This is a genomic window from Cedecea neteri, from assembly GCF_000758305.1.
Classification (GTDB): domain Bacteria; phylum Pseudomonadota; class Gammaproteobacteria; order Enterobacterales; family Enterobacteriaceae; genus Cedecea; species Cedecea neteri_C.
Genome location: NZ_CP009458.1, coordinates 1,075,401 through 1,097,609 on the forward strand (window position 1 = coordinate 1,075,401; position 22,209 = coordinate 1,097,609).

Annotated in this window: 23 protein-coding genes; 13 read left to right on the forward strand and 10 right to left on the reverse strand. The window is 54.3% G+C overall.

Annotation, left to right across the window (positions count from 1 at the left end):
• Positions 1–60 precede the first annotated feature (60 nt).
• Positions 61–516: a formate hydrogenlyase regulator HycA gene (gene hycA, locus LH23_RS05025; protein ID WP_039289059.1), complete on the reverse strand. Its 456-nt coding sequence runs from the start codon at positions 514–516 to the stop codon at positions 61–63.
• A 435-nt stretch (positions 517–951) separates the two neighbouring features.
• Here hycA and hypA point away from each other — a divergent pair, with 435 nt between their 5' ends.
• From hypA to flhA, 6 genes are all read left to right on the forward strand, one after another.
• Positions 952–1,314, forward strand: a complete 363-nt coding sequence (gene hypA / locus LH23_RS05030; RefSeq protein WP_039289061.1) for a hydrogenase maturation nickel metallochaperone HypA — start codon at positions 952–954, stop codon at positions 1,312–1,314.
• Entirely contained in the window at positions 1,307–2,170 is an 864-nt protein-coding gene (hypB, locus tag LH23_RS05035) for a hydrogenase nickel incorporation protein HypB (protein ID WP_039289063.1), read from the forward strand. Before hypA ends, hypB begins: the two co-directional genes overlap by 8 nt.
• Positions 2,161–2,421 (forward strand): HypC/HybG/HupF family hydrogenase formation chaperone, encoded by a 261-nt coding sequence (locus tag LH23_RS05040; RefSeq protein WP_039289065.1) that lies wholly within the window; start codon positions 2,161–2,163, stop codon positions 2,419–2,421. Before hypB ends, LH23_RS05040 begins: the two co-directional genes overlap by 10 nt.
• Entirely contained in the window at positions 2,421–3,542 is a 1,122-nt protein-coding gene (hypD, locus tag LH23_RS05045) for a hydrogenase formation protein HypD (protein WP_039289068.1), read from the forward strand. Before LH23_RS05040 ends, hypD begins: the two co-directional genes overlap by 1 nt.
• On the forward strand, positions 3,539–4,549 hold the full coding sequence (gene hypE / locus LH23_RS05050) for a hydrogenase expression/formation protein HypE (protein ID WP_039289070.1): 1,011 nt from the start codon (positions 3,539–3,541) through the stop codon (positions 4,547–4,549). Before hypD ends, hypE begins: the two co-directional genes overlap by 4 nt.
• Positions 4,550–4,657: 108 nt before the next feature.
• Positions 4,658–6,742, forward strand: a complete 2,085-nt coding sequence (flhA, locus tag LH23_RS05055; protein ID WP_039289071.1) for a formate hydrogenlyase transcriptional activator FlhA — start codon at positions 4,658–4,660, stop codon at positions 6,740–6,742.
• A gap of 40 nt (positions 6,743–6,782) precedes the next feature.
• Here the strand turns inward: flhA and LH23_RS05060 are convergent, their stop codons facing one another.
• Positions 6,783–7,529, reverse strand: a complete 747-nt coding sequence (locus tag LH23_RS05060; protein ID WP_039289073.1) for a metallophosphoesterase — start codon at positions 7,527–7,529, stop codon at positions 6,783–6,785.
• A gap of 115 nt (positions 7,530–7,644) precedes the next feature.
• Between LH23_RS05060 and LH23_RS05065 the strand changes: the two genes are divergently transcribed.
• The 6 genes from LH23_RS05065 to yiiM all read left to right on the forward strand — a co-directional run bounded on the left by LH23_RS05065 (position 7,645) and on the right by yiiM (position 12,666).
• A complete protein-coding gene (locus LH23_RS05065; protein ID WP_039289076.1) occupies positions 7,645–8,658 on the forward strand; it encodes a type IV toxin-antitoxin system AbiEi family antitoxin in 1,014 nt (337 codons plus the stop codon).
• Entirely contained in the window at positions 8,612–9,415 is an 804-nt protein-coding gene (locus LH23_RS05070) for a nucleotidyl transferase AbiEii/AbiGii toxin family protein (RefSeq protein WP_039289078.1), read from the forward strand. The genes LH23_RS05065 and LH23_RS05070 overlap by 47 nt, the downstream gene beginning before the upstream one ends.
• An 80-nt stretch (positions 9,416–9,495) precedes the next feature.
• Positions 9,496–9,843, forward strand: a complete 348-nt coding sequence (gene yajD / locus LH23_RS05075; protein ID WP_008457693.1) for an HNH nuclease YajD — start codon at positions 9,496–9,498, stop codon at positions 9,841–9,843.
• 148 nt (positions 9,844–9,991) lie between these two features.
• Positions 9,992–10,960, forward strand: coding sequence for a chemotaxis protein (locus LH23_RS05080; RefSeq protein WP_039289080.1), 969 nt, complete (start codon positions 9,992–9,994; stop codon positions 10,958–10,960).
• A 334-nt stretch (positions 10,961–11,294) separates the two neighbouring features.
• The gene (gene sodA / locus LH23_RS05085) at positions 11,295–11,915 is read left to right on the forward strand and encodes a superoxide dismutase [Mn] (protein ID WP_008457716.1); all 621 of its coding nucleotides are present in this window, start codon (positions 11,295–11,297) and stop codon (positions 11,913–11,915) included.
• 73 nt (positions 11,916–11,988) lie between these two features.
• Entirely contained in the window at positions 11,989–12,666 is a 678-nt protein-coding gene (yiiM, locus tag LH23_RS05090) for a 6-hydroxyaminopurine reductase (RefSeq protein WP_039289082.1), read from the forward strand.
• A gap of 53 nt (positions 12,667–12,719) precedes the next feature.
• On the opposite strand, the gene phoU is transcribed toward yiiM, so the two are convergent.
• The 5 genes from phoU to pstS form a co-directional block, all read right to left on the reverse strand.
• Positions 12,720–13,445 carry a phosphate signaling complex protein PhoU gene (gene phoU / locus LH23_RS05095; protein ID WP_008457720.1) on the reverse strand — a complete coding sequence of 242 codons (726 nt, stop codon included), beginning with the start codon at positions 13,443–13,445 and terminating at the stop codon, positions 12,720–12,722.
• Between the two features lie 13 nt (positions 13,446–13,458).
• Entirely contained in the window at positions 13,459–14,232 is a 774-nt protein-coding gene (gene pstB / locus LH23_RS05100; protein ID WP_008457722.1) for a phosphate ABC transporter ATP-binding protein PstB, read from the reverse strand.
• 47 nt (positions 14,233–14,279) lie between these two features.
• The gene (gene pstA, locus LH23_RS05105) at positions 14,280–15,170 is read right to left on the reverse strand and encodes a phosphate ABC transporter permease PstA (protein ID WP_008457724.1); all 891 of its coding nucleotides are present in this window, start codon (positions 15,168–15,170) and stop codon (positions 14,280–14,282) included.
• A complete protein-coding gene (gene pstC, locus LH23_RS05110; RefSeq protein WP_008457726.1) occupies positions 15,167–16,129 on the reverse strand; it encodes a phosphate ABC transporter permease PstC in 963 nt (320 codons plus the stop codon). Before pstC ends, pstA begins: the two co-directional genes overlap by 4 nt.
• Before the next feature lie 64 nt (positions 16,130–16,193).
• Positions 16,194–17,234, reverse strand: a complete 1,041-nt coding sequence (pstS, locus tag LH23_RS05115) for a phosphate ABC transporter substrate-binding protein PstS (RefSeq protein WP_008457728.1) — start codon at positions 17,232–17,234, stop codon at positions 16,194–16,196.
• Between the two features lie 193 nt (positions 17,235–17,427).
• On the opposite strand from pstS, the gene LH23_RS05120 reads away from it, so the two are divergent.
• Positions 17,428–17,811, forward strand: a complete 384-nt coding sequence (locus LH23_RS05120; RefSeq protein WP_039289085.1) for a hypothetical protein — start codon at positions 17,428–17,430, stop codon at positions 17,809–17,811.
• A gap of 66 nt (positions 17,812–17,877) precedes the next feature.
• On the opposite strand, the gene LH23_RS05125 is transcribed toward LH23_RS05120, so the two are convergent.
• The 3 genes from LH23_RS05125 to glmU all read right to left on the reverse strand — a co-directional run bounded on the left by LH23_RS05125 (position 17,878) and on the right by glmU (position 21,977).
• Positions 17,878–18,285 (reverse strand): cupin domain-containing protein, encoded by a 408-nt coding sequence (locus LH23_RS05125; RefSeq protein WP_039289087.1) that lies wholly within the window; start codon positions 18,283–18,285, stop codon positions 17,878–17,880.
• A 165-nt stretch (positions 18,286–18,450) separates the two neighbouring features.
• On the reverse strand, positions 18,451–20,280 hold the full coding sequence (glmS, locus tag LH23_RS05130) for a glutamine--fructose-6-phosphate transaminase (isomerizing) (RefSeq protein ID WP_039289089.1): 1,830 nt from the start codon (positions 20,278–20,280) through the stop codon (positions 18,451–18,453).
• 326 nt (positions 20,281–20,606) lie between these two features.
• Positions 20,607–21,977 carry a bifunctional UDP-N-acetylglucosamine diphosphorylase/glucosamine-1-phosphate N-acetyltransferase GlmU gene (gene glmU / locus LH23_RS05135; RefSeq protein ID WP_039289091.1) on the reverse strand — a complete coding sequence of 457 codons (1,371 nt, stop codon included), beginning with the start codon at positions 21,975–21,977 and terminating at the stop codon, positions 20,607–20,609.
• Positions 21,978–22,209 lie beyond the last annotated feature (232 nt).

Sequence of the window (22,209 nt, forward strand, 5' to 3'; positions counted from 1 at the left end):
TTTTGACGAAAACATGCCGAAAAGCTGCCGATTCGACAGTTCTCGACACCCCAGATCTCTTCATGCCACGGCGGACTGCTGAAGCAGCGTCATGGACAGCGGGGTGTTTTGTTGCACGGCCAGATAAAGGCTGTCGTACACCGGGCGGATTAGCTCAAGGTAGTGTTCCAGCACTTTCTCGCGGTCGCGGTTGCTGACGGCGTTATCAATCAGTCCGTCATCGTCGATAGTCGCCTTGGCAATCAGCACGTTATCGCTGCCGTCGCGCAGTTCGATGCTGTACTCGATGGTGTGGCTGTTAAAGCCTTCGGCGAGGTTGATTTGAATGACGAAGTGGTCAAATAAGAAGAAGCGCAGGCTTTCGTCCGGGTTGCAGCCCACGGCGTGATGCAGCTTCGCTTTGGATAAGGTGATCCCCTGAATCAGGGTGTTGCCGTACAGATGCCACTGCGAAAGCAGCCGCTGGTGCTTGTCGGCGATGTACTCGGCTTTTTCGCTCAGTTCCCAAATGTTCATGTTTTGTTCGCTCTGTTAGTGCTTGTCCCTCCGTAAGGCACGTTTCGTGCCATGTTTTTAATTTGTTGTTTTTAAAAAGATTTAACCGATAAAAGTGTCTTGGGTGAGACGAATGACATGTCATTTCGTCATCTTTGACTTTGGCTGACGGCACTTTTTACCCTCACCCTAACCCTCTCCCTGGAAGGGAGAGGGGATAAAAGCAGACCAGGCTACTCCCGGAAGAGAGAGCGGATAAAAGCAGGCCAGGCTACTCCCGGAAGAGAGAGGGATAAAAGTAGGCCAGGCTACTCCCGGAAGGGAGAGCGGAATAAACGTTCCCTTTTCTTAAAAGAATTCCCCCTCGCCCCTTTGGGGAGAGGGCCGGGGTGAGGGGCGAAGAAAAAGCCTGGCACCGTCCTTGCATTACCTGCCCCAGTTAACCCCGGAGGCCCCATGCACGAAATCACCCTTTGCCAGCGCGCAGTCGAACTTATCGAAAACCATGCCCGCCAGAACAATGCCCGTCGCGTGACCGGCGTCTGGCTGGAGGTCGGCGCCTTCTCGTGCGTGGAAACCAGCGCCCTGGAGTTTTGCTTTGATCTGGTTTGCCGCGGCACCCTGGCGGAAGGCTGCGAACTGCATATCCACCAGCAGGAAGCCGAATGCTGGTGCCATGACTGCCAGCAGTTCGTCACCCTCCTGACCCAGCGCGTGAAGTGCTGCCCCAACTGTAACGGCAGCAGCCTGCGCATCGTGGCGGATGACGGCATGCAGATTAAGCGTCTGGAAATCGATCAGGAGATAGCTCATGTGTAGCACTTGCGGTTGCGGTGAAGGCAACCTGTACATTGAAGGGGACGAGCGCAATCCTCACTCTGGCTTTCGCAGCGCCCCGTTCGCCCCGGCGGCACGCCCGCTGCAGCAGATAACCGGCGTCAAATTTGCCCCTACGGCCGACGAACAGGGCGACCTGCATTACGGCCACGGCGCGGCAGGTACCCACGCACCGGGAATGACTCAGCGTAAGATGCTGGAGATTGAGCTGAACGTGCTCGACAAAAATAACCAGCTCGCCGCCCATAACCGCGACGGTTTTACCAGCCAGAATCAGCTGGTGCTGAACCTGGTCTCCAGCCCCGGCTCCGGCAAAACCACCCTGCTAACCGAAACGCTGAAACGCCTGAATGCCAAAGTGCCGTGCGCGGTTATCGAAGGCGATCAGCAAACGGTGAACGACGCCGCGCGCATCCGCGAGACCGGCACGCCGGCCATTCAGGTGAATACCGGGAAAGGCTGCCATCTTGATGCCCAGATGATCCGCGATGCCATGCTGCGCCTGCCGCTTGCGCATGACGGCGTGCTGTTTATCGAAAACGTCGGCAACCTGGTTTGCCCGGCGAGCTTTGATTTAGGCGAGCGCCACAAGGTCGCGGTGCTGTCGGTGACGGAAGGCGAAGATAAGCCGTTGAAATACCCGCACATGTTCGCCGCAGCGTCACTGATGCTGCTGAACAAAATCGACCTGCTGCCGTACCTGCAGTTCGACGTCAGCAAGTGCTTAGCTTTTGCCCGCGAGGTCAATCCGGACATCAAAATTATTCTGGTTTCCGCGACCAGCGGCGAAGGGATGGACGAGTGGCTTAACTGGCTGGAGGCGGAGCGATGTGCATAGGCATTCCGGGGCAGATTGTTGAGCGCCTGGCAGACGGCAGCGCGAAAGTGGACGTCTGCGGCGTGCAGCGCGACGTGAATTTAGCGCTGGTGGGCGACGCCGCCGTGGGGCAATGGGTTTTGGTTCACGTCGGGTTTGCCATGAGCATTATTGACGAAGCCGAGGCGCGGGACACCCTGGATGCCCTGCAAAACATGTTCGAGGTTGAACCGGACGTCGGCGCGCTGCTTTACGGTGAGGAGCGTCGCTGATGCGCTACGTCGATGAATACCGCGATCCCGACCGTGTGATGCAGCTGATTGAAACGCTGAAAGCACGCGCCCCGCTGCTGAACTACACGGCGAGCCACCCGCTGCGCATCATGGAAGTTTGCGGCGGCCATACCCACGCTATTTTTAAATTCGGCCTAGATCAGCTTTTGCCGGAAAACATCGAGTTTATTCACGGCCCGGGCTGCCCGGTTTGCGTGCTGCCGATGGGGCGAATCGACACCTGCATTGAGATAGCCAGCCACCCGGAAGTGATTTTCTGCACCTTTGGGGATGCGATGCGCGTGCCGGGTAAAAACGGCTCGCTGATGCAGGCGAAGGCGCGAGGCGCGGACGTCAGGGTGATTTACTCGCCCATGGATGCTCTGACGCTGGCTCGCCAGAACCCGGAGCGCAAAGTGGTGTTCTTTGGCCTCGGCTTTGAAACCACCATGCCCGCCACGGCGATCACCCTTCAACAAGCGAAGTCGCAGGGCATCGATAACTTCTATTTCTTCTGCCAGCACATCACGCTGATCCCGACGCTGCGCAGCCTGCTTTCCCAGCCCGATAACGGCATCGGCGCTTTCCTGGCACCGGGGCACGTCAGCATGGTGATTGGCACCGAAGCCTATGACTTTATCGCCTCTGAGCACCAGCGTCCGCTGGTGGTGGCTGGTTTTGAACCGCTCGATCTTCTGCAAGGCGTGCTGATGCTGGTCGAGCAAAAAATCAGGCAGCGCAGCCTGGTAGAAAACCAGTACCGCCGGGTCGTGCCGGAAGAAGGCAATTTGCTTGCACAGAAAGCGATAAGCGAAGTGTTTACGGTGCGCGGCGAAGCGGAATGGCGCGGCCTGGGCGTGATCGGCGATTCCGGCGTGCAGCTCACCGAGGCCTACCGCCAGTTTGATGCCGAAGATCATTTCCAGCCCAAACCTCAGCGGGTTTACGACGACCCGAAAGCCCGCTGCGGCGACGTGCTTACCGGGCGCTGCAAGCCGCAGCAATGCCCGCTGTTTGGCCGCGACTGTAACCCTCAAAACGCCTTCGGCGCGCTGATGGTCTCCTCCGAAGGAGCCTGCGCGGCGTGGTATCAGTATCGTTCTCAGGAGTGTGAAGTATGAAAACCGTTGAGCTGGCCCACGGCAGCGGCGGCCAGGCGATGCAACAGCTGATCGCCAGCCTGTTTATGCGGGCTTTTGATAATCCGTGGCTGGCGGAACAGGAAGATCAGGCGCGGCTTTCGCTGGCAGAACTGACCGCCAGCGGTGACCGGCTGGCATTTTCTACCGATAGCTATGTTATCGATCCGCTGTTTTTCCCCGGCGGGGATATCGGCAAGCTGGCCGTGTGCGGCACGGCGAACGACGTCGCGGTGAGCGGGGCTACACCGCGTTGGCTGTCGTGCGGTTTTATCCTTGAAGAAGGCCTGCCGTTTGAAACGCTGGAGCGCGTGGTCACCAGCATGGCGAATGCGGCACGCTCGGCGAATATCGCCATCGTAACCGGCGATACCAAAGTCGTACCGCGCGGCGCGGCGGACAAGATGTTTATCAATACCGCCGGGATAGGCGCTATTCCTGCAGGCGTTAACTGGGGCGCGGCTCAGATCAAAACAGGGGATCTGCTTATCGTCAGCGGTACGCTCGGCGACCACGGCGCAACCATTCTCAACCTGCGCGAGAAGCTGGGTCTGGACGGTGATCTGCAAAGTGATTGCGCGGTGCTGGCGCCGATGATCGCCCCGCTGCTACAAATTCCCGGCGTAAAAGCGCTGCGGGACGCCACGCGCGGCGGGGTAAACGCCGTTCTGCATGAGTTTGCCGACACCAGCGGCTGCGGGATGGAAATCAGCGAAAACAAACTGCCGCTGAACCCGGCGGTGCGCGGCGTCTGCGAGCTGCTTGGGCTGGATGCGTTAAATTTTGCTAATGAAGGCAAGCTGGTTATCGCTGCGTCTCCTGAGTCCGCCCCGGCAATTATTCAGGCATTACAGCAGCATCCTTGCGGCAAACAGGCGGCTGTTGTGGGTGAGGTTGTGGAGCGAAAAGGCGTGCGTGTGACCGGGCTTTATGGCGTAAAACGCACGCTCGATCTGCCGCATTTTGAACCCTTACCGCGCATTTGTTGACCTGCACCAGTACGCATCCACGCAACGCTGACTAAACTTAAACAATATTTATATTAATTATATTTTTTAGCCCTGCGCCCGCGCGGGGCATTTCAATGGAAAGCAAAAATGTCATACACGCCGATGAGCGATCTCGGGCAGCAAGGGTTGTTTGATATCACCCGCACGCTGCTCCAGCAGCCCGATCTCAACGAACTCGCCAGCAGCCTGACGCAGCTGGTGAAACAGGGCGCGCTGGCCGATCGCGTTAACATCCTGCTTTACCATCCTCAGCATCAGCGGGTGAGCTTTTACGGCAAGGATAAACACGGCAAGGAACTGCACTACGAAGATGAAATGGCGCTGGCCAACGGCCCGGTACGCCGCATACTGTCTCGCCCGGAGGCATTGATTTGCAGCCAGCAAGAGTTCGATGAAACCTGGCCGCAAATGGCGAGCCTGGATCTGTACGCCTCTTTTGGCCGTTACTGCCTTTTGCCCCTGGCCTCAGAAGGAAAAATCTTTGGGGGCTGCGAATTTATCCGCAATCGGGCTGACGCCTGGACGGAAAAAGAGCTGAACCGACTTTATACCCTGGCGCAAATTGTCGGCCTGGTGACCGAGCAAATCCAGACCCGGCTCAATTCGAGCCACGATCACCAGTTATTGTGCCGGGAGCGCGACGATTTTCGCATCCTGGTGGCCGTCACCAACGCGGTATTGTCGAAGCTGGACCTGGACGAACTGATAAGCGAGATTGCCCGCGAAATTCACTACCACTTCGCCATTGATTCCATCAGCATCGTGCTGAAAAGCAGCCGCAAATCGCGGCTCACGCTTTACTCCACTCATTTTGTTGATGAAGCCTCGCCGATTCACGATCAAAGCGATGTGCTTGAAGAAGGCACCCTGTCAGAACGCGTCTTTAAAAGCGGCGAAATGCTGCTGCTCAACCTTTGCCCTGGCGACAAACTGGCGCCGTATGAGCGGATGCTGCTGGAGATGTGGGACAACAAACCACAGACGCTTTGCCTGCTGCCGCTGAAGTTCGGCCCCAATATGCTGGGCGTCCTGAAGCTTGCCAAATGCAGCGAGCAGGGCTTTACGCCAGCCAACCTCAAGCTGCTGCGCCAGATTGCCGAACGTATTGCCATCGCGGTGGATAACGCCCTCGCCTACCAGGAAATCAACCGCCTGAAAGAGAATCTGGTGGATGAAAACCTCTACCTTACCGAGCAAATTAATAACGTCGACAGCGATTTTGGCGAAATTATCGGGCGCGGCGAGGCGATGTCGATTGTGCTTAAGCAGGTTGAGATGGTGGCCAGCAGCGACAGCACCGTGCTGATCCTCGGCGAAACCGGCACCGGTAAAGAGCTAATTGCCCGGGCGATCCATAACCTGAGCGAGCGCAACAGCCGCCGAATGGTAAAGATCAACTGTGCCGCGATGCCCGCTGGGCTGCTGGAAAGCGACCTGTTCGGCCACGAGCGCGGGGCGTTTACCGGGGCGAACAATCAGCGCATCGGCCGCTTTGAGCTGGCGGACAAAAGTTCGTTGTTCCTCGACGAAGTGGGCGATATGCCGCTTGAACTGCAGCCCAAGCTGCTGCGGGTGCTGCAAGAGCAGGAGTTCGAGCGCCTCGGCAGCAATAAGATTCAGGAAGTGGACGTACGCCTGATCGCCGCCACTAACCGCAACCTGAAAGAGATGGTGGCCGACCGGGAGTTCCGCAGCGATCTCTATTACCGGCTGAACGTATTTCCTATCACTCTGCCACCGCTGCGCGAACGCCCGGAAGATATCCCGCTGCTGGTGAAATCCTTCACCTTCAAAATAGCCCGCCGCCTGAACCGCAACATCGACAGTATTCCGGCGGAAACGCTGCGCGCCCTGAGCCGCATGGAGTGGCCAGGCAACGTGCGTGAGCTGGAAAACGTGATTGAACGGGCGGTGCTGTTAACCCGGGGCAGCGTGCTGCATCTTTCCCTGCCGGAAATGGATCACCGCCCTCCCCTGGAACGCCATCTTTCTCCGGGTGTGGAAGAAGAAAGGCGTGAAGATGAGGACGAGTACGAGCGCATCCTGCGCGTACTGAAAGAGGCTAACGGCGTGGTGGCCGGGCCTCGTGGCGCTGCCCAGCGCTTAGGACTGAAGCGCACCACGTTACTTTCCCGGATGAAGCGCCTGGGGATTGATAAAGACGCGCTTTAGCCGGAAAAGACGACAAACAGCCCTGATTTTTTCGGGGCTGTCAGAGAAAAATAGAACCTTCATGCGAGATAATTTCACCCTGGCGATGAAGATAGAGGCGCTGCGTGGCAAGCTCCATCAAACCCAGAGAACAACCATAGCCCTCTGCTCCAGCACCAAAATCAAGAATCAGTAAGTTACCGTAGCGTATCTTAGGAAAATGCGAGGGCGAATGCCCCGCCAGGATATAATCAATACCGCCGACTACCGCCGTAGATCTGGCAAGTTTTCGCCTTCTTCCCCACAAGCATGAAGAAATGGCCTGCCGATCAACCTGCGTCATCCTGTTGATAAACTCTATAAAATCATCCACTTCAGGTGGAATTTCCGCATGTAAAATGGCGTACTTATAGCCACCTGATTCAACAATAACCACCATCGGAAGTTGTTCAATTAAACGCACACAACGGGATTGTTGTTCTGGAGGAAGAGAGAAGAACCATTCCCCACCATCTTCACGCCAGCGCTGTTCAATATCATGGCGTTGTTCTGATGCTGTGAGAGCCCACTCTTGCATCAAACCTTCATGATTGCCGCGCACCGAATAAAACCACTCATAACGAAGGAGTTCCAGGCATAGCTGACTGTTTTTTCCGCGGTCGATCAGATCACCAACAGCAATGACGCGATCATGATGTTCATTAAAATCAACATTGTGGAGTAACGCTTTAAACGCCTCGAAGCATCCATGAAGGTCGCCCACAACAAAGTCACGCCCAACCTTGTTCTCTTTCAAAGAGATAATCACAGCTTGTTACCTCTCCAACCGCATATTCTTTTTCTCCAGTATGTTGCACAACCACATACTTGTTCATAAAATAATGTTGTTCATACATCATGAACACTAAAAAGGTGTGAACATAATGTATAGAGAAGATCAGCTATTCGAAGAACTATCCCAAAACCTTCCTGAAGGTTTATGCATCACTGTACATACTAAGATTAACCCATTGCCTGACGAAGGCTATGATGGCTTTATCGATATCAATATGCCCGACGGTCAGGCACTTCCTTTCGTTTTTCAAATACGCTTTCGTCCACGCAAAGAGCAGCTTCTTTTTTGGGAAGAGATACAGAATAAAAACAATTTCTCGCAGCCCGGGCTGCTGGTTTGTGACCGCATGACGCCGGCTCTTGAAGAGTATTGCATCAAGAAGGGCATAAATTTTCTCGATAGCGCTGGCAATGCCAGCATCACGGTACCAGGCTTATTCCTCAGAGTTTCTGGCCGAAAAAACCGGACCTTTACTGAACAGCCAAACAGAATGTCATCCGGCGTCATGAAGCTACTGTTTGTTTTGCTCTCCGAACCCAACACCATCAATGCTAATTACCGGCAGTTAGCGGTTTTGGCTGGCATATCTTTAGGCATGGTGAGTAAGGCTTTCGACTACCTGGAGTCAAAACGTTTATATCGCCAGTCAAAACAAGGGCGGCGTCTCACCGATCCCGAAGCCCTGACAGCGCAATGGATCCGTGAATACGCCGTTGAATTACGCCCTAAGCTAAAAACGCTGATTTTGGAAGAAAATGACGGCTGGCGTAAACTTCATCTCGAACCCGGTGAGTGCTGGGGAGGAGAGGCCGCTGCCAGCATCTTAAGTGACGGCTATCTTCACCCCGAGCATATTCAACTTTTTACCCCTCTTCCGCTCTCTAATCGTAAAGAAAGCCTGAAACTTCGTCCCCATCCAAAGGGACGTTTTCATCTCACTTCAGCGTTCTGGGGTGAAAGCTTCATACCGACAACGCGAGGCATTGTTTTATTGAGTATCGCCGAATTAATGGCCTCGCAGGATGACCGTAATATTGAAACCGCAGGGTTACTGAATGACAGATACTTACAGCTTAAAACAGCCACTCTCTTCGGGCACTGAAACATTACTGGAACGCATAGCTCAGACCTGTACTGAACCCAGGATTGAATTTTTTGTGGCTGGCGCGACAGCCAGGGAAGTGGTTTTGACGCATCTACATGGCAGAAGGAGCGGCCGCCATACTCGGGACATCGATATTGCCATTTTCATCAAAGACTGGCAGCAGTTCTCAGCACTTAAGCAGGCCATTCTCGCCCAGGGAGCAGAGGAAATTAGAGGTAACGCCCATCGACTGGTATGGGAAGGAAATGAACTGGATATCATTCCATTCGGTGAAATAGCCGAAGACAATGCAATCGCATGGCCGCCCGACAGAGATTTTGTTATGTCGGTAGACGGCTTCCAGGAAGCGTTTGAAAGCGCTATATCCATTGAGCTGAGTTCCGGTACTGTGATCAGGTTTTGCTCTTTGCCGGGTTTACTATTGCTGAAGCTCTTTGCCTGGCGAGATCGGGGAGCAGCAGTATCTAAAGACGCCGTCGATATTTTTAACATTTTAAAAGAATACAGCGCGGTTGAAGAAGATCGCTTGTATGACAATGATGAGTGGGGTGAACAGGTCGACTGGAACCCTGAAAGATTAGGTGCCCGGCTTGCCGGTAATGATACGGCCCTGATCTCATCACCAGAGATTCGACAAGCAGTATTAGCCCTGGATAAAGAGCGGCTGAAAGATACGATTACACGACATACATCCGGCAGTACCTCAGAAGATATCGATATGATGATCGACGACTTCTGGACAGCTTTCTCATAAGCACTGCCGTGGGGATTTATAAAGACGCGCTTTAGCCGGAAACTGGGCGTAACCCTACATTTTTGTCTGGAACCTGAATCATGGCGATTATCCCCAAGAACTATACGCGGCTGGAAAGCGGCTACCGCGAAAAGGCGCTGAAGCTTTTCCCGTGGGTCTGCGGGCGCTGCTCCCGCGAGTTTGTCTATTCCAATCTGCGTGAACTGACCGTTCACCATATGGACCACGATCACACCAATAACCCGGAAGATGGCAGCAACTGGGAGCTTTTGTGCCTGTATTGCCACGATCATGAGCATTCAAAATACACCGAGGCCGACCAGTATGGCTCCACGGTGATTGCCGGAGAGGACGCGCAAAAGGACGTGGGCGAAGCAACCTATAATCCGTTTGCAGACCTTAAAGCGATGCTGAATAAGAAAAAGTAAGCGCCCTCCGCTTAGGGGGATATCACGTCCCTCTAAGCGAAATCATTTCGCCTTTTCCCTTCATTTTTTCCAGACGCTGCCGATAACTTAGACAAGCATTCACTCCGTACGGTTGGGTTCTGAGGCCGGGTTATCACTTGAGGTTAAAATGGATAGTTTTCAGAAAGATATCGATGAAAGGGCCAACCTGGCGTTATCCAACAAGTTCGAGCTGCTGCTGTTCCGCTTAGGCACCAGCCAGCACGACAGCAAGTCCGAGCTGTACGGCATTAACGTTTTTAAGCTGCGTGAAATTGTGCCAATGCCGAAGATTAACCGTGCCGCAGGCATGGAATCGCCGCTGCTGGGTATGGCCAACATTCGCGATCAGATTATCCCGGTCATCGATCTGCCTGCCGTGACGGGTTGTAAGCCGACCACTGGCCTGAATTTATTACTGATCACCGAATATGCCCGCAGCACCCAGGCGTTTGCCGTGGAGTCCGTGGAGAACATTATTCGCCTCGACTGGAGCCAGGTGCACGCCGCCGAGGCTGGGGTCAGCAGCCGCAATATCACCAGCATCGCCACAATTGACGACCCGTTGACCGGTAAAGACCTCGCGCTGGTGCTGGACGTGGAGCAGATCCTTTATGACATTATCCCGTCCGGGAGAGATGTGAATATCGCGGCTATCGAAGAGAAGACCTATACCCTGAAGCCTGGCGCGGTGGCTATCGTCGCCGAAGATTCCAAAGTGGCGCGTTCGATGCTGGAGCAGGGCCTGAAGGGGATGGGCATTCCGGCCATCATGCACGCAACCGGCCTGGAAGCCTGGGAAAAAATCAAGCTTATTGCCGCCGATGCCAAAGCGTCCGGCACGCCGATCACCGACAAAATCGGCCTGGTGCTGACCGACATCGAGATGCCGGAGATGGACGGTTTTACCCTGACCCGCAACATTAAGACCGAGCCTTCGCTGAAGCACATTCCGGTGGTGATCCACTCCTCGCTGTCCGGCAGCGCCAACGAAGATCACGTCCGTAAAGTCGGTGCCAACGGCTATGTCGCCAAGTTTGACGTCGCCGAGCTTTCTTCCGTCATCCACAAAGCGCTGGAAGACGCCGCCACCCGCTAAGAATTAAGCAAAAGGCCCGGAAGCCGGGCCTTTTCTCTATTTGAGCCAGTACACTTCTTTGAGCTAGTCCCCACGATAGCCATCACCGCCAGTTATCTCCTCTTCGTATCTTCGCGTCACGACCGGGTCACAATTCGCCGTTACTCTGAAAAAATGGCTTTTTACCCGCTGCGTTATAGCCGTAAGCCGTGGTTTCATGAAGAAAAGTTATAACCACACGCTAAGTACGGCATTGATAAACATTTTCAATATCATTTAATTAACTATAATGAACCGACTGATTACGCGGCGTTAACAGCATTACAGCCGCTCTACGTTAATGGAGACGATGAATATGAGCTATACACTGCCATCCCTGCCTTACGCTTACGACGCGCTGGAACCGCATTTCGACAAAGAAACCATGGAAATCCACCACAGCAAACACCACCAGGCTTATGTCAACAACGCGAACGCCGCGCTGGAATCCCTGCCTGAGTTTGCCAGCCTGTCTGCTGAAGAACTGATCGCTAAACTGGATCAGCTGCCTGCAGATAAGAAAACCGTACTGCGTAACAATGCCGGTGGCCACGCTAACCACAGCTTCTTCTGGAAAGGCCTGAAAAAAGGCACCGAGCTGAAAGGTGACCTGAAAGCCGCTATCGAGCGCGATTTCGGCAGCGTTGACGCGTTCAAAGCTGAGTTCGAAAAAGCAGCCGCTACCCGTTTCGGCTCCGGCTGGGCGTGGCTGGTGCTGAAAGGCGACAAGCTGGCTGTAGTGTCTACTGCTAACCAGGACAGCCCGCTGATGGGCGAAGCTATCTCCGGCGCTTCCGGCTTCCCGATTGTGGGCCTGGACGTTTGGGAACACGCTTACTACCTGAAATTCCAGAACCGTCGCCCGGACTACGCGAAAGAGTTCTGGAACGTGGTTAACTGGGACGAAGCAGCAGCACGTTTCGCCGCTAAAAAATAAGGTTGCAATACGACCTTAGAGAAGCGAGCCTGATGGCTCGCTTTTTTTATGTCTATCTCGCAGGGAGTCGCTTATGCATCGCTATCCACTTCAGGTTTACGTTGGCCAGATCCGTGATTACGAAGGGAGTCGGCCCAGCGCCATCGCCAAGGTTCAGGTGGACGGCGAACTCCGCCTGACCGAGCTTGGGCTGGAGGGCGACGAGCAGGCGGAGAAGGTGATTCACGGCGGGCCGGACAGGGCGCTGTGCCACTATCCACGCGAGCATTATCAGCATTGGGCGCAACTCTTCCCGGAAAAAGCGGAGCTGTTTAACGCCCCGGCCTTCGGCGAAAACCTGTCCACGGAAGGGATGACGGAAAAGAACGTCTGTATGGGTGATATTTACCGCTGGGGTGAAGCGCTGATTCAGGTGACTCAGCCTCGTTCGCCCTGCTTTAAGCTGAACTACCATTTTGGCGTAGAGGATATGGCGACGCGGATGCAGGAAGCGGGCTACTGCGGCTGGCTGTATCGCGTGATTCTGGCGGGGAATGTTTCCGCCGATGCTCCGCTGGAGCTGGTTTCCCGCGTTAGCGACGTGACGGTGGCAGAAGCTATCGTCATTGCCTGGCATATGCCGTTTGATGATTCACAGTATCACCGGCTTTTGTCGGCTGCGGGGTTGTCGGTAAGCTGGAGTAGAACGATGCAGAAACGGCGGATTTCAGGGAAGATCGAGGATAATTCGCGGCGTTTGTTCGGGAAGTAACGGCCCCTCACCCCGGCCCTCTCCCCAAAGGGGAGAGGGGGGAAAGAGATCATTTACTCTTTCGGATCTTTACCCGCCAGCAGCTTGTCCAGTTCATCGCCGCCCACGTGACGGAAATCCTGCCCCTTCACGAAGTAGAAGATGTATTCGCAGATGTTCTGGCAGCGGTCACCGATACGCTCGATAGAACGGGCGCAGAACAGCGCGGTCAGCACGCTTGGAATAGTACGGGAGTCTTCCATCATGTAGGTCATCAGCTGGCGCACGATACCTTCATATTCCTGGTCAACTTTCTTGTCTTCGCGGTAGATACGCACCGCTTCATCCAGATCCATACGCGCGAAAGCGTCCAGCACGTCATGCAGCATCTGCACGGTGTGGCGCCCCAGCGATTCCAGGCTGACCAGCAGCGGCTGGTGCTGCTGAGAGAATTTCTCCAGCGCGGTACGGCAGATTTTGTCCGCTACGTCGCCAATACGTTCCAGCTCGGCGATGGTTTTGATGATCGCCATCACCAGACGCAGGTCGCTGGCGGTCGGCTGGCGTTTGGCGATGATGCGCACACAGGCTTCATCGATCGCCACTTCCATCATGTTGACCTTCTGGTCACCGGCGATAACGCGCTTCGCCAGCTCGCTGTCCTGGTTGTGCATCGCGGTGATCGCGTCGGAGAGCTGCTGTTCTACCAGCCCGCCCATCGTCATCACCTGAGTACGGATGTACTCCAGCTCGGCGTTGAACTGGCCAGAAATGTGTTTGTTTAAGTTGAGGTTATCCATCGCGCTCTCCAAATCAACCGTAGCGGCCAGTAATGTAATCTTCGGTTTGTTTCTTCGCTGGCGTAGTAAACAGCGTATCGGTTTCGCTGAATTCGATCAGCTCGCCGAGGTACATAAACGCCGTGTGGTCAGAACAACGCGCCGCCTGCTGCATGTTGTGGGTCACGATCACTACGGTATAGTCTTCTTTCAGCTCGGTGATCAGCTCTTCGATACGCCCGGTGGAGATCGGGTCAAGCGCGGAACACGGCTCGTCCAGCAGCAGAACTTCCGGGCGAATCGCGATCCCGCGAGCAATGCACAGACGCTGCTGCTGACCACCGGAGAGGCTGTAGCCGCTCTGGTGCAGTTTATCTTTAGTTTCGTTCCACAGCGCGGCTTTGGTCAATGCCCACTGCACGCGTTCATCCATGTCGCTGCGGGACAGCTTTTCAAACAGACGCACGCCAAAAGCGATGTTGTCGTAGATGGACATCGGGAACGGCGTCGGTTTCTGGAAAACCATACCGACTTTGGCACGAAGCAGGGCGATGTCCTGGCTCTGGGTGAGAATATTTTCGCCATCCAGCAGAATTTCACCTTCTGCACGCTGCTCAGGGTAGAGCGAGTACATTTTGTTAAAGGTACGCAGCAGGGTGGATTTACCACAGCCTGACGGCCCGATGAAGGCGGTAACCTGGTTTTTCGCGATATCCAGATTGATGTTCTTCAGCGCGTGGAACTTACCGTAGTAGAAGTTCAGATCGCGAACCTGGATTTTGCCTGGGGCTAAATCAACCTTACTCATCTGTGTCTTAATCTCCGTCCGGCGCCGCGAAGGCCGCGCCGTAAAATTTAACCGTGTTTACTCTTCGAGAAAATCACGCGCGCCAGAATATTCAGCAGCAGCACGCAGAGGGTAATGATCAGCACCCCTGCCCAGGCCAGCTGTTGCCACTCGGCAAACGGGCTCATAGCAAATTTGAAAATGGTCACCGGCAGGTTGGCGATAGGCTGCATCATGTCCGTGCTCCAGAACTGGTTGGAGAGGGAGGTGAAGAGCAGCGGTGCGGTTTCGCCAGCGATACGGGCAATCGCCAGCAGCACGCCGGTGATAATCCCGGAGACGGACGCCTTAAGCGTAATCGCGGAGATCATCTTCCATTTTGGTGTTCCCAGTGCGTAAGCCGCTTCGCGCAGGCTGTCCGGCACCAGTTTCAGCATGTTTTCGGTGGTACGAATAACGATAGGCACCTGCAGCAGCGCCAGCGCAATCACGCCCGCCCAGCCGGAGAAGTGTTCCATTTTCGCTACCACAATGGTGTAAACGAACAGACCGACCACAATAGACGGCGCGGACAGAAGAATGTCGTTAATAAAACGAATCACTTCAGCCAGAGCGGATTTACGGCCATATTCGGCCAGATAAATCCCGGCCATGATGCCCAGCGGCGTACCGATAACGGTCGCCCACAGGATCAGCAGGCCGCTGCCCGCGAGGGCGTTAGCAAGGCCACCGCCAGCGGTATTTGGCGGAGGCGTCATTTCGGTAAACAGTGCCAGCGACATACCGTCGATACCGCGGGTCACCGTGGAAAACAGGATCCACACCAGCCAGAACAGACCGAACACCATGGTCGCCATAGAGAGCGTCAGGGCGATGCGGTTTTTCATGCGGCGACGCGCCTGCATTTTACGGCGCGACTCAGCCAGTGCCGCGCTGCTTTGCATTTCCATCGTGGTCATGAGCGAGCCCCTTCGTTTTTCGCCAGGCGCATAATCATGAACTTAGAGATAGCCAGTACGATAAAGGTAATCACAAACAGAATTAAACCAAGCTCCATCAGCGCGGCGGTATGCAGGCCGGATTCGGCTTCAGCAAATTCGTTCGCCAGCGCAGAGGTAATACTGTTGCCCGGCATATACAGCGAAGCGCTGTCTAGCTGGTAGGTGTTACCGATGATAAAGGTCACCGCCATGGTTTCACCCAAAGCACGACCGAGGCCAAGCATCACGCCGCCAATCACGCCGTTTTTGGTAAACGGCAGCACGATGCGCCAGATCACTTCCCAGGTGGTGCAGCCGATACCGTAGGCGGATTCTTTCATCATTACCGGCGTTTGCTCGAAGACATCGCGCATCACGGAGGCGATGTACGGGATGATCATAATCGCAAGGATCACACCGGCGGCAAGAATACCGATACCAAACGCAGGGCCAGAGAACAGCGCGCCAACGATAGGCACGGCAGAAAGCACGTTGCCTACAGGTTCCTGGAAGTAAGTCGCAAACAGGGGAGCAAAGATAAACAGGCCCCACATGCCGTACACGATACTTGGAATAGCCGCCAGCAGTTCAATGGCGATACCCAGCGGGCGCTTCAGCCAGCCGGGTGCAAGTTCTGTCAGGAACAGGGCGATACCAAAGCTCACCGGGACCGCAATCAGCAGTGCGATAAACGAGGTTACGAGGGTTCCGTAAATCGGCACCAGCGCGCCGAAGACTTCATTAGGGGCATCCCACTCTTTGGACCAGAGGAAGGAGAAGCCAAACTTCTCAATGCTCGGCAGCGAGGAGATAAACAGCGAGATGATAATCCCACCCAGCAGAAATAGCACAATCAGCGCAGCCAGTCTTACCAGCGCACTGAAAATTACATCGCCTTGTTTGCCAGGGGCTTTAAACGTCGGCTTAGTCACAGCCATAGCGTACTCTTTGTGGTTGCTGAATAAACCGGGGTAACATACCTGTTACCCCAGATTTTTGCACTTAGTACAGCGCCTTACCGGAGCTGTCTTTTACATTGGTCTTCCATGCAGCGCGAACTTGCTCAACCACAGAGGCCGGCAGCGTTGCGTAATCCAGGGCGTTAGCTTCTTTCGCGCCAGATTTGTATGCCCAGTCAAAGAACTTCAGCACTTCTGCGCCCTGCTCTGGGTTTTTCTGCTCTTTGTGAACCAGGATGAAGGTGGTGGAGGTGATTGGCCACGCTTCGTCACCTTTCTGGTTGGTCAGATCCTGTGCGAAGGATTTGCTCCAGTCAGCGCCTTTAGCCGCGTTAGCAAAGTTTGCTTCGGTCGGGCTTACTGGCTTACCGTCAGCGGACAGCAGCTTGGTGTAAGTCAGGTTGTTCTGCTTAGCGTAAGCGTATTCCACGTAGCCGATAGAGCCAGGCAGACGCTGTACGAAGGCCGCGATGCCGTCGTTACCTTTACCGCCCAGACCGGTTGGCCAGTTAACGGTAGAGCCTGCGCCAATTTTAGATTTCCACTCTTCGTTCACTTTAGACAGGTAGCTGGTGAACACGAAGGAAGTACCGGAGCCGTCAGCACGACGAACAACCGCGATGTTCTGATCCGGCAGTTTGTGGCCTGGGTTCAGCTTAGCAATCGCCGGGTCGTTCCATTTTTTGATGGTGCCCAGGTAGATATCGCCCAGAGTTTTGCCGTCCAGAACCAGCTCGCCAGACTTGAAGCCAGGCAGGTTAACAGCCAGCACCACACCACCGATTACGGTAGGGAACTGGAACAGGCCTTCTTGCTGTAATTTGTCATCCGCCAGAGGGGCGTCAGAAGCGCCGAAGTCAACGGTGTTAGCAATGATTTGCTTCACGCCGCCGGAGGAACCGATACCCTGGTAGTTCACCTTGTTACCAGTTTCTTTCTGGTAGGTATCTGCCCACTTGGCATACACCGGCGCAGGGAAAGTTGCACCAGCGCCAGTCAGGCTTGCAGCTGCAAACGCAGTAGAAGCGCTCAGAGATAAGGTCGCGGCGACAACAGTTGCGACAGTGGTACGCATAACGTTCATAATGTCTCCTGCCAGATGTTCGTAAATTGTTGTTTAATTAAATACAGGGTAGAAAATAGGACAGTTTGGTGACAGTTAAATGTACGAATTATGACGGTTTTATGACAATGCGTTTTGGAACATAAAAAAACATATAACCCTATGTTTTTTAAAAGCATCGTTAAAATAGGTTTGTTTAAAAAGGATATGAACAATGAAAGCTTATCTGTCTGTATTATGTACGATATCACTCATTATGACAGCCTCTGCCGTCCATGCCAGTGCCGTTGAGGCTAGAAATACGGACTCTTTCACCTCCTCGCTCGCCGCCTTTTCCGGGGCAAGTACCCTCGTCCCAACATCCATCAATGAAAGCACGCTTATCGAGATGAAGAATCGCCTGGAAAAGCTACAGTCAAATTACGACGGTAGCGTCAGGAAAATGGATGAACAGGAACGCAAGCTGGATGAGATGAAAAACAAAATGTCCCAGATGGAAGCAAAAGCCAGCGAGCAACAGTCAAAAATGGACAGCCTGAAGCGGGATAACGAACAACTTGCGCGGCAAGTGAGCGACCTGAGTCAAAAAATCAAATAACGAAAAAAGCCCTCCAGCCGAGCTGAGGGGCTTCTCTCTTTCGCCACGACAGCCTATCCAGAAAGACTACAGCACATCTCTGTCCAGCTCGGGCATCATCACCACACTTTCCTGTTCATTAGGATCGGTACGTGAAATAACAACCACGGCGGGTTCATCCGTGTTGTTGTAGGGTAAGTGTGGCGTGTCCATCGGGATGTAGAGGAAACTTCCGGCGGGAAGCTCAAGGAAATGCTCTAATTCGTCGCCGTAAAGCACCGATGAGGTACCGCTCAGAGCATAAATCGCCGTTTCATGATGCTCATGCTTGTGCGCTTTGGCCTGCGAATGCGGGGGAATGGTCGCCAGCTGCATATGGATATGCTGCGAATCGACGGCTTCCCTGGAAACGCCGACCTGATAAGAAAGCCCCTGCTTGCCTACGTAGACTGGCTGCGGCTTGACCAGCCGACAGTGTGGTTTGTTTGCCGACATTTGATGTTTCCCGCTCAGAAATAAAAAGACCCTGCAAACTCGCCATTCGCAGGGTCTGACACGATGGCTAATCCAGTTAACCGGATTAGCCTCGTTTATAGCATTATTGATCTGGCGAGAAGCGGCTTTTCCATCCGCTAATCACAACTGATTAGTGACAAAAAATTACTCAACAGTGACCGATTTCGCCAGGTTACGCGGCTGGTCCACGTCGGTGCCTTTGATCAGCGCCACGTGGTAGGACAGCAGCTGCAGCGGGACGGTGTAGAAGATAGGCGCAATCACCTCTTCCACATGCGGCATCTCGATGATGTGCATGTTGTCGCTGCTGGTAAAGCCAGCGTCACGGTCGGCGAAGACATACAGCTGGCCGCCGCGGGCACGAACTTCTTCGATGTTGGATTTCAGTTTTTCCAACAGCTCATTGTTCGGAGCCACAACGATGACCGGCATATCGGCATCGATCAGCGCCAGCGGGCCGTGCTTCAGCTCGCCAGCCGCATAGGCTTCGGCGTGAATATAGGAGATCTCTTTCAGCTTCAGCGCACCTTCCATCGCGATCGGGTACTGATCGCCACGGCCAAGGAACAGCGCATGATGCTTGTCGGAGAAATCTTCCGCCAACTGCTCGATGCGTTTGTCCTGGGACAGCATCTGCTCGATACGGCTTGGCAACGCCTGCAGGCCATGCACGATATCCTGCTCAACCTGTGCGTCAGCGCCTTTCAGGCGGCTCAGTTTAGCCACCAGCATCAGCAAAACGGTGAGCTGAGTGGTGAACGCTTTGGTTGACGCCACGCCGATTTCTGTTCCGGCATTGGTCATCAGCGCCAGGTCGGATTCACGCACCAGAGAAGAGCCTGCCACGTTACAAATCGCCAGCGAACCAAGATAGCCCAGCTCTTTGGAAAGGCGCAGCGCCGCCAGGGTGTCCGCCGTTTCGCCAGACTGGGAAAGGGTGATCATCAGGCTGTTGCGGCGCACGGCAGATTTGCGGTAACGGAATTCAGAGGCAATTTCGACATCGCAAGGTACGCCGGCCAGCGCTTCGAACCAGTAGCGGGACACCATGCCTGAGTTATAGGATGTGCCGCAGGCTACGATTTGAATATGCTCAACCTGAGAGAGCATTTCATTGGCTTTTGGCCCCAGCTCCGTCAGATCCACTTCGCCGTGGCTGATGCGCCCGGCCAGGGTGTTTTTGATGGCGTTCGGCTGCTCGTAAATCTCTTTCTGCATGTAATGGCGGTAAATGCCTTTGTCGCCAGCGTCATACTGCAGGTTAGATTCGATGTCCGGGCGCTGAACCTGCTCGCCTTTGGTATCAAAAACGGTCACCGCGCGGCGGGTTACTTCGGCGATATCGCCCTCTTCAAGGAAGATGAAGCGACGGGTCACCGGCAGCAATGCCAGTTGGTCAGATGCGATAAAGTTTTCACCCATGCCCAGGCCGATAACCATCGGGCTACCGGAACGCGCGGCCAGCAGAACATCCGGATTACGGGTGTCCATGATTACGGTGCCATAAGCGCCGCGTAGCTGAGGAATAGTGCGAAGGACAGCATCACGCAGCGTGCCACCCTGTTCCAGCTCCCAGTGCACCAGATGAGCGATAACTTCGGTATCCGTCTGGGAGACAAACGTGTAGCCGCGAGATTGCAGCAATTCACGCAGCGGTTCATGGTTTTCGATAATGCCGTTGTGTACGACCACAATGTGGTCGGAGACATGTGGGTGAGCATTAGTTTCTGAAGGTTCGCCGTGCGTTGCCCAGCGGGTATGGGCAATCCCGGTACCGCCATGCAGAGCGGTTTCTTCCGCTGCTTCCGCCAGTTTCTGTACTTTACCCAGACGACGTAGACGGGTCATATTGCCCTTGTTGTCCACAACCGCCAGGCCCGCAGAGTCGTACCCGCGGTATTCCAGACGACGGAGTCCTTCAAGAAGGATTTCAGCGATATCACGTTGCGCCACTGCGCCAACAATTCCACACATAATTTTTAAGTCCTGATAATGGCGTTAGCCATGTGTTGTCGCTGACCTGTTTATTCCGGTTTTCCGGAGCCCCGAGCCTTGTAGAGAGTGGGGTTATTTTTATGGTTACTGCCTTTGGGTGGAGCGTTTTCAAGAACGACCCTCACCCCAACCCTCTCCCTGAAAGGGAGAGGGAGGAAATCTATGTTTGATTCAGCTCCCTCGCCCCTTTGGGGATAAGGAGAAAATCTATGTTTGGTTCTGCTTTCTCGCCCTTTGAGAGGAAGGGAAAGCCATCTCAGTCCAGTCCCCTCTCCCTCTGGGGAGAGGGTTAGGGTGAGGGGAAATTACTTTTTCTTCACCGGACGCTGCCAGCCCTGAATGTGTTTCTGTTTTACGCGGCTGATCACCAGTTCATTTTCAGCAATGTCGCGCGTCACTGTCGTCCCGGCGCCAATCGTGACACCGCTGGCCACGGTGACCGGTGCCACCAGCTGAGTATCAGAGCCAACAAACACATCATCACCAATAATAGTTTTATGTTTGTTCGCGCCATCGTAGTTGCAGGTAATAGTGCCTGCACCGATGTTCACGTTATCTCCAATTTCGGCATCACCGAGGTAGCTCAAATGGCCCGCTTTAGAACCTTTCCCCAAGCGAGCTTTCTTCATTTCAACGAAGTTGCCGACATGAGCGCCTTCCGCCAGTTCCGCGCCAGGGCGCAGGCGGGCAAACGGCCCGATGGTGCAGGCGGCTTCAAGCGTCGCATCTTCAATAACCGTATACGGACTGATTTCGCAGTCATCACCGATAACCGCGTTTTTAATCACGCAGCCGGTACCGATCTTCACGCGGTTACCCAGCGTAACGCGACCTTCCACAATGACATTAGTATCGATTTCAACATCGCGCCCGTGTGTTAATTCACCACGCAGATCGAACCGAGCCGGATCGCGCAGCATAACACCCGCCAGCAGCAGCTTATCGGCCTGCTCCGTCTGGTAAACACGTTCCAGGCGAGAAAGCTGCAGACGGTTATTCACGCCTTCCACTTCACTCAAGCGATCAGGGTGAACGGCGGCGATTTCGCGCCCTTCACCATGAGCAAGGGCAATAATGTCCGTGATGTAAAACTCGCCCTGAGCGTTGTTGTTATCCAGCTTGCCAAGCCAACGCTTCAGATCTGCGCCGTTAGCCACCAGAATCCCGGTGTTGATTTCGTTGATTTTGCGCTGCGCTTCACTGGCGTCTTTATGCTCAACGATGCCAACGACCTTGCCATTTTCCCGCGCAATGCGGCCGTAGCCGGTTGGATCATCAAGCTTCACGGTCAGCAAACCAATGCCGCCCTGCGGCTTTGCTTCACGCAGGCGCTGCAAAGTCTCAAGGGAGATCAGCGGCACATCGCCGTACAGCATCAGAATGTCTTCGTCATCGGCAAAGAACGGGGCCGCCATCTGCATCGCATGGCCAGTTCCCAGCTGTTCAGCCTGTAGCACCCAGTTTAACGAGTCGTCGTTCAGGGTTTGCTTTAGCAGGTCGCCGCCGTGGCCATAAACCAGGTTCACCCGCTGAGCGCCTGATTTATTAGCGGCGTCAATGACATGCTGAACCATTGGCTTCCCAGCCAGCGTGTGCAGCACCTTTGGAAGATCTGAGTACATGCGGGTTCCTTTACCGGCGGCAAGGATGACCACGCTCATTGCGCTGTTTGACATACGTGTCCTGAATTTGTTTAGTGTGTGAAGTAAAGCGATTTAGCCTTGAAAATTCTACATATTTTGCACCAAAAAATACGCTGCTGCTAATTTCACCGCCTTGAGATTATCTGCGTCTTTTATAGCAGTAATCGCGGCAGATTCCATGGGAATTAAGGCCGAAATACGGTCTGTATGCCCCACAGAAGGCGCTATCTCGCTGGTTTTATGGTTATTTTGAGCATGGAATAAA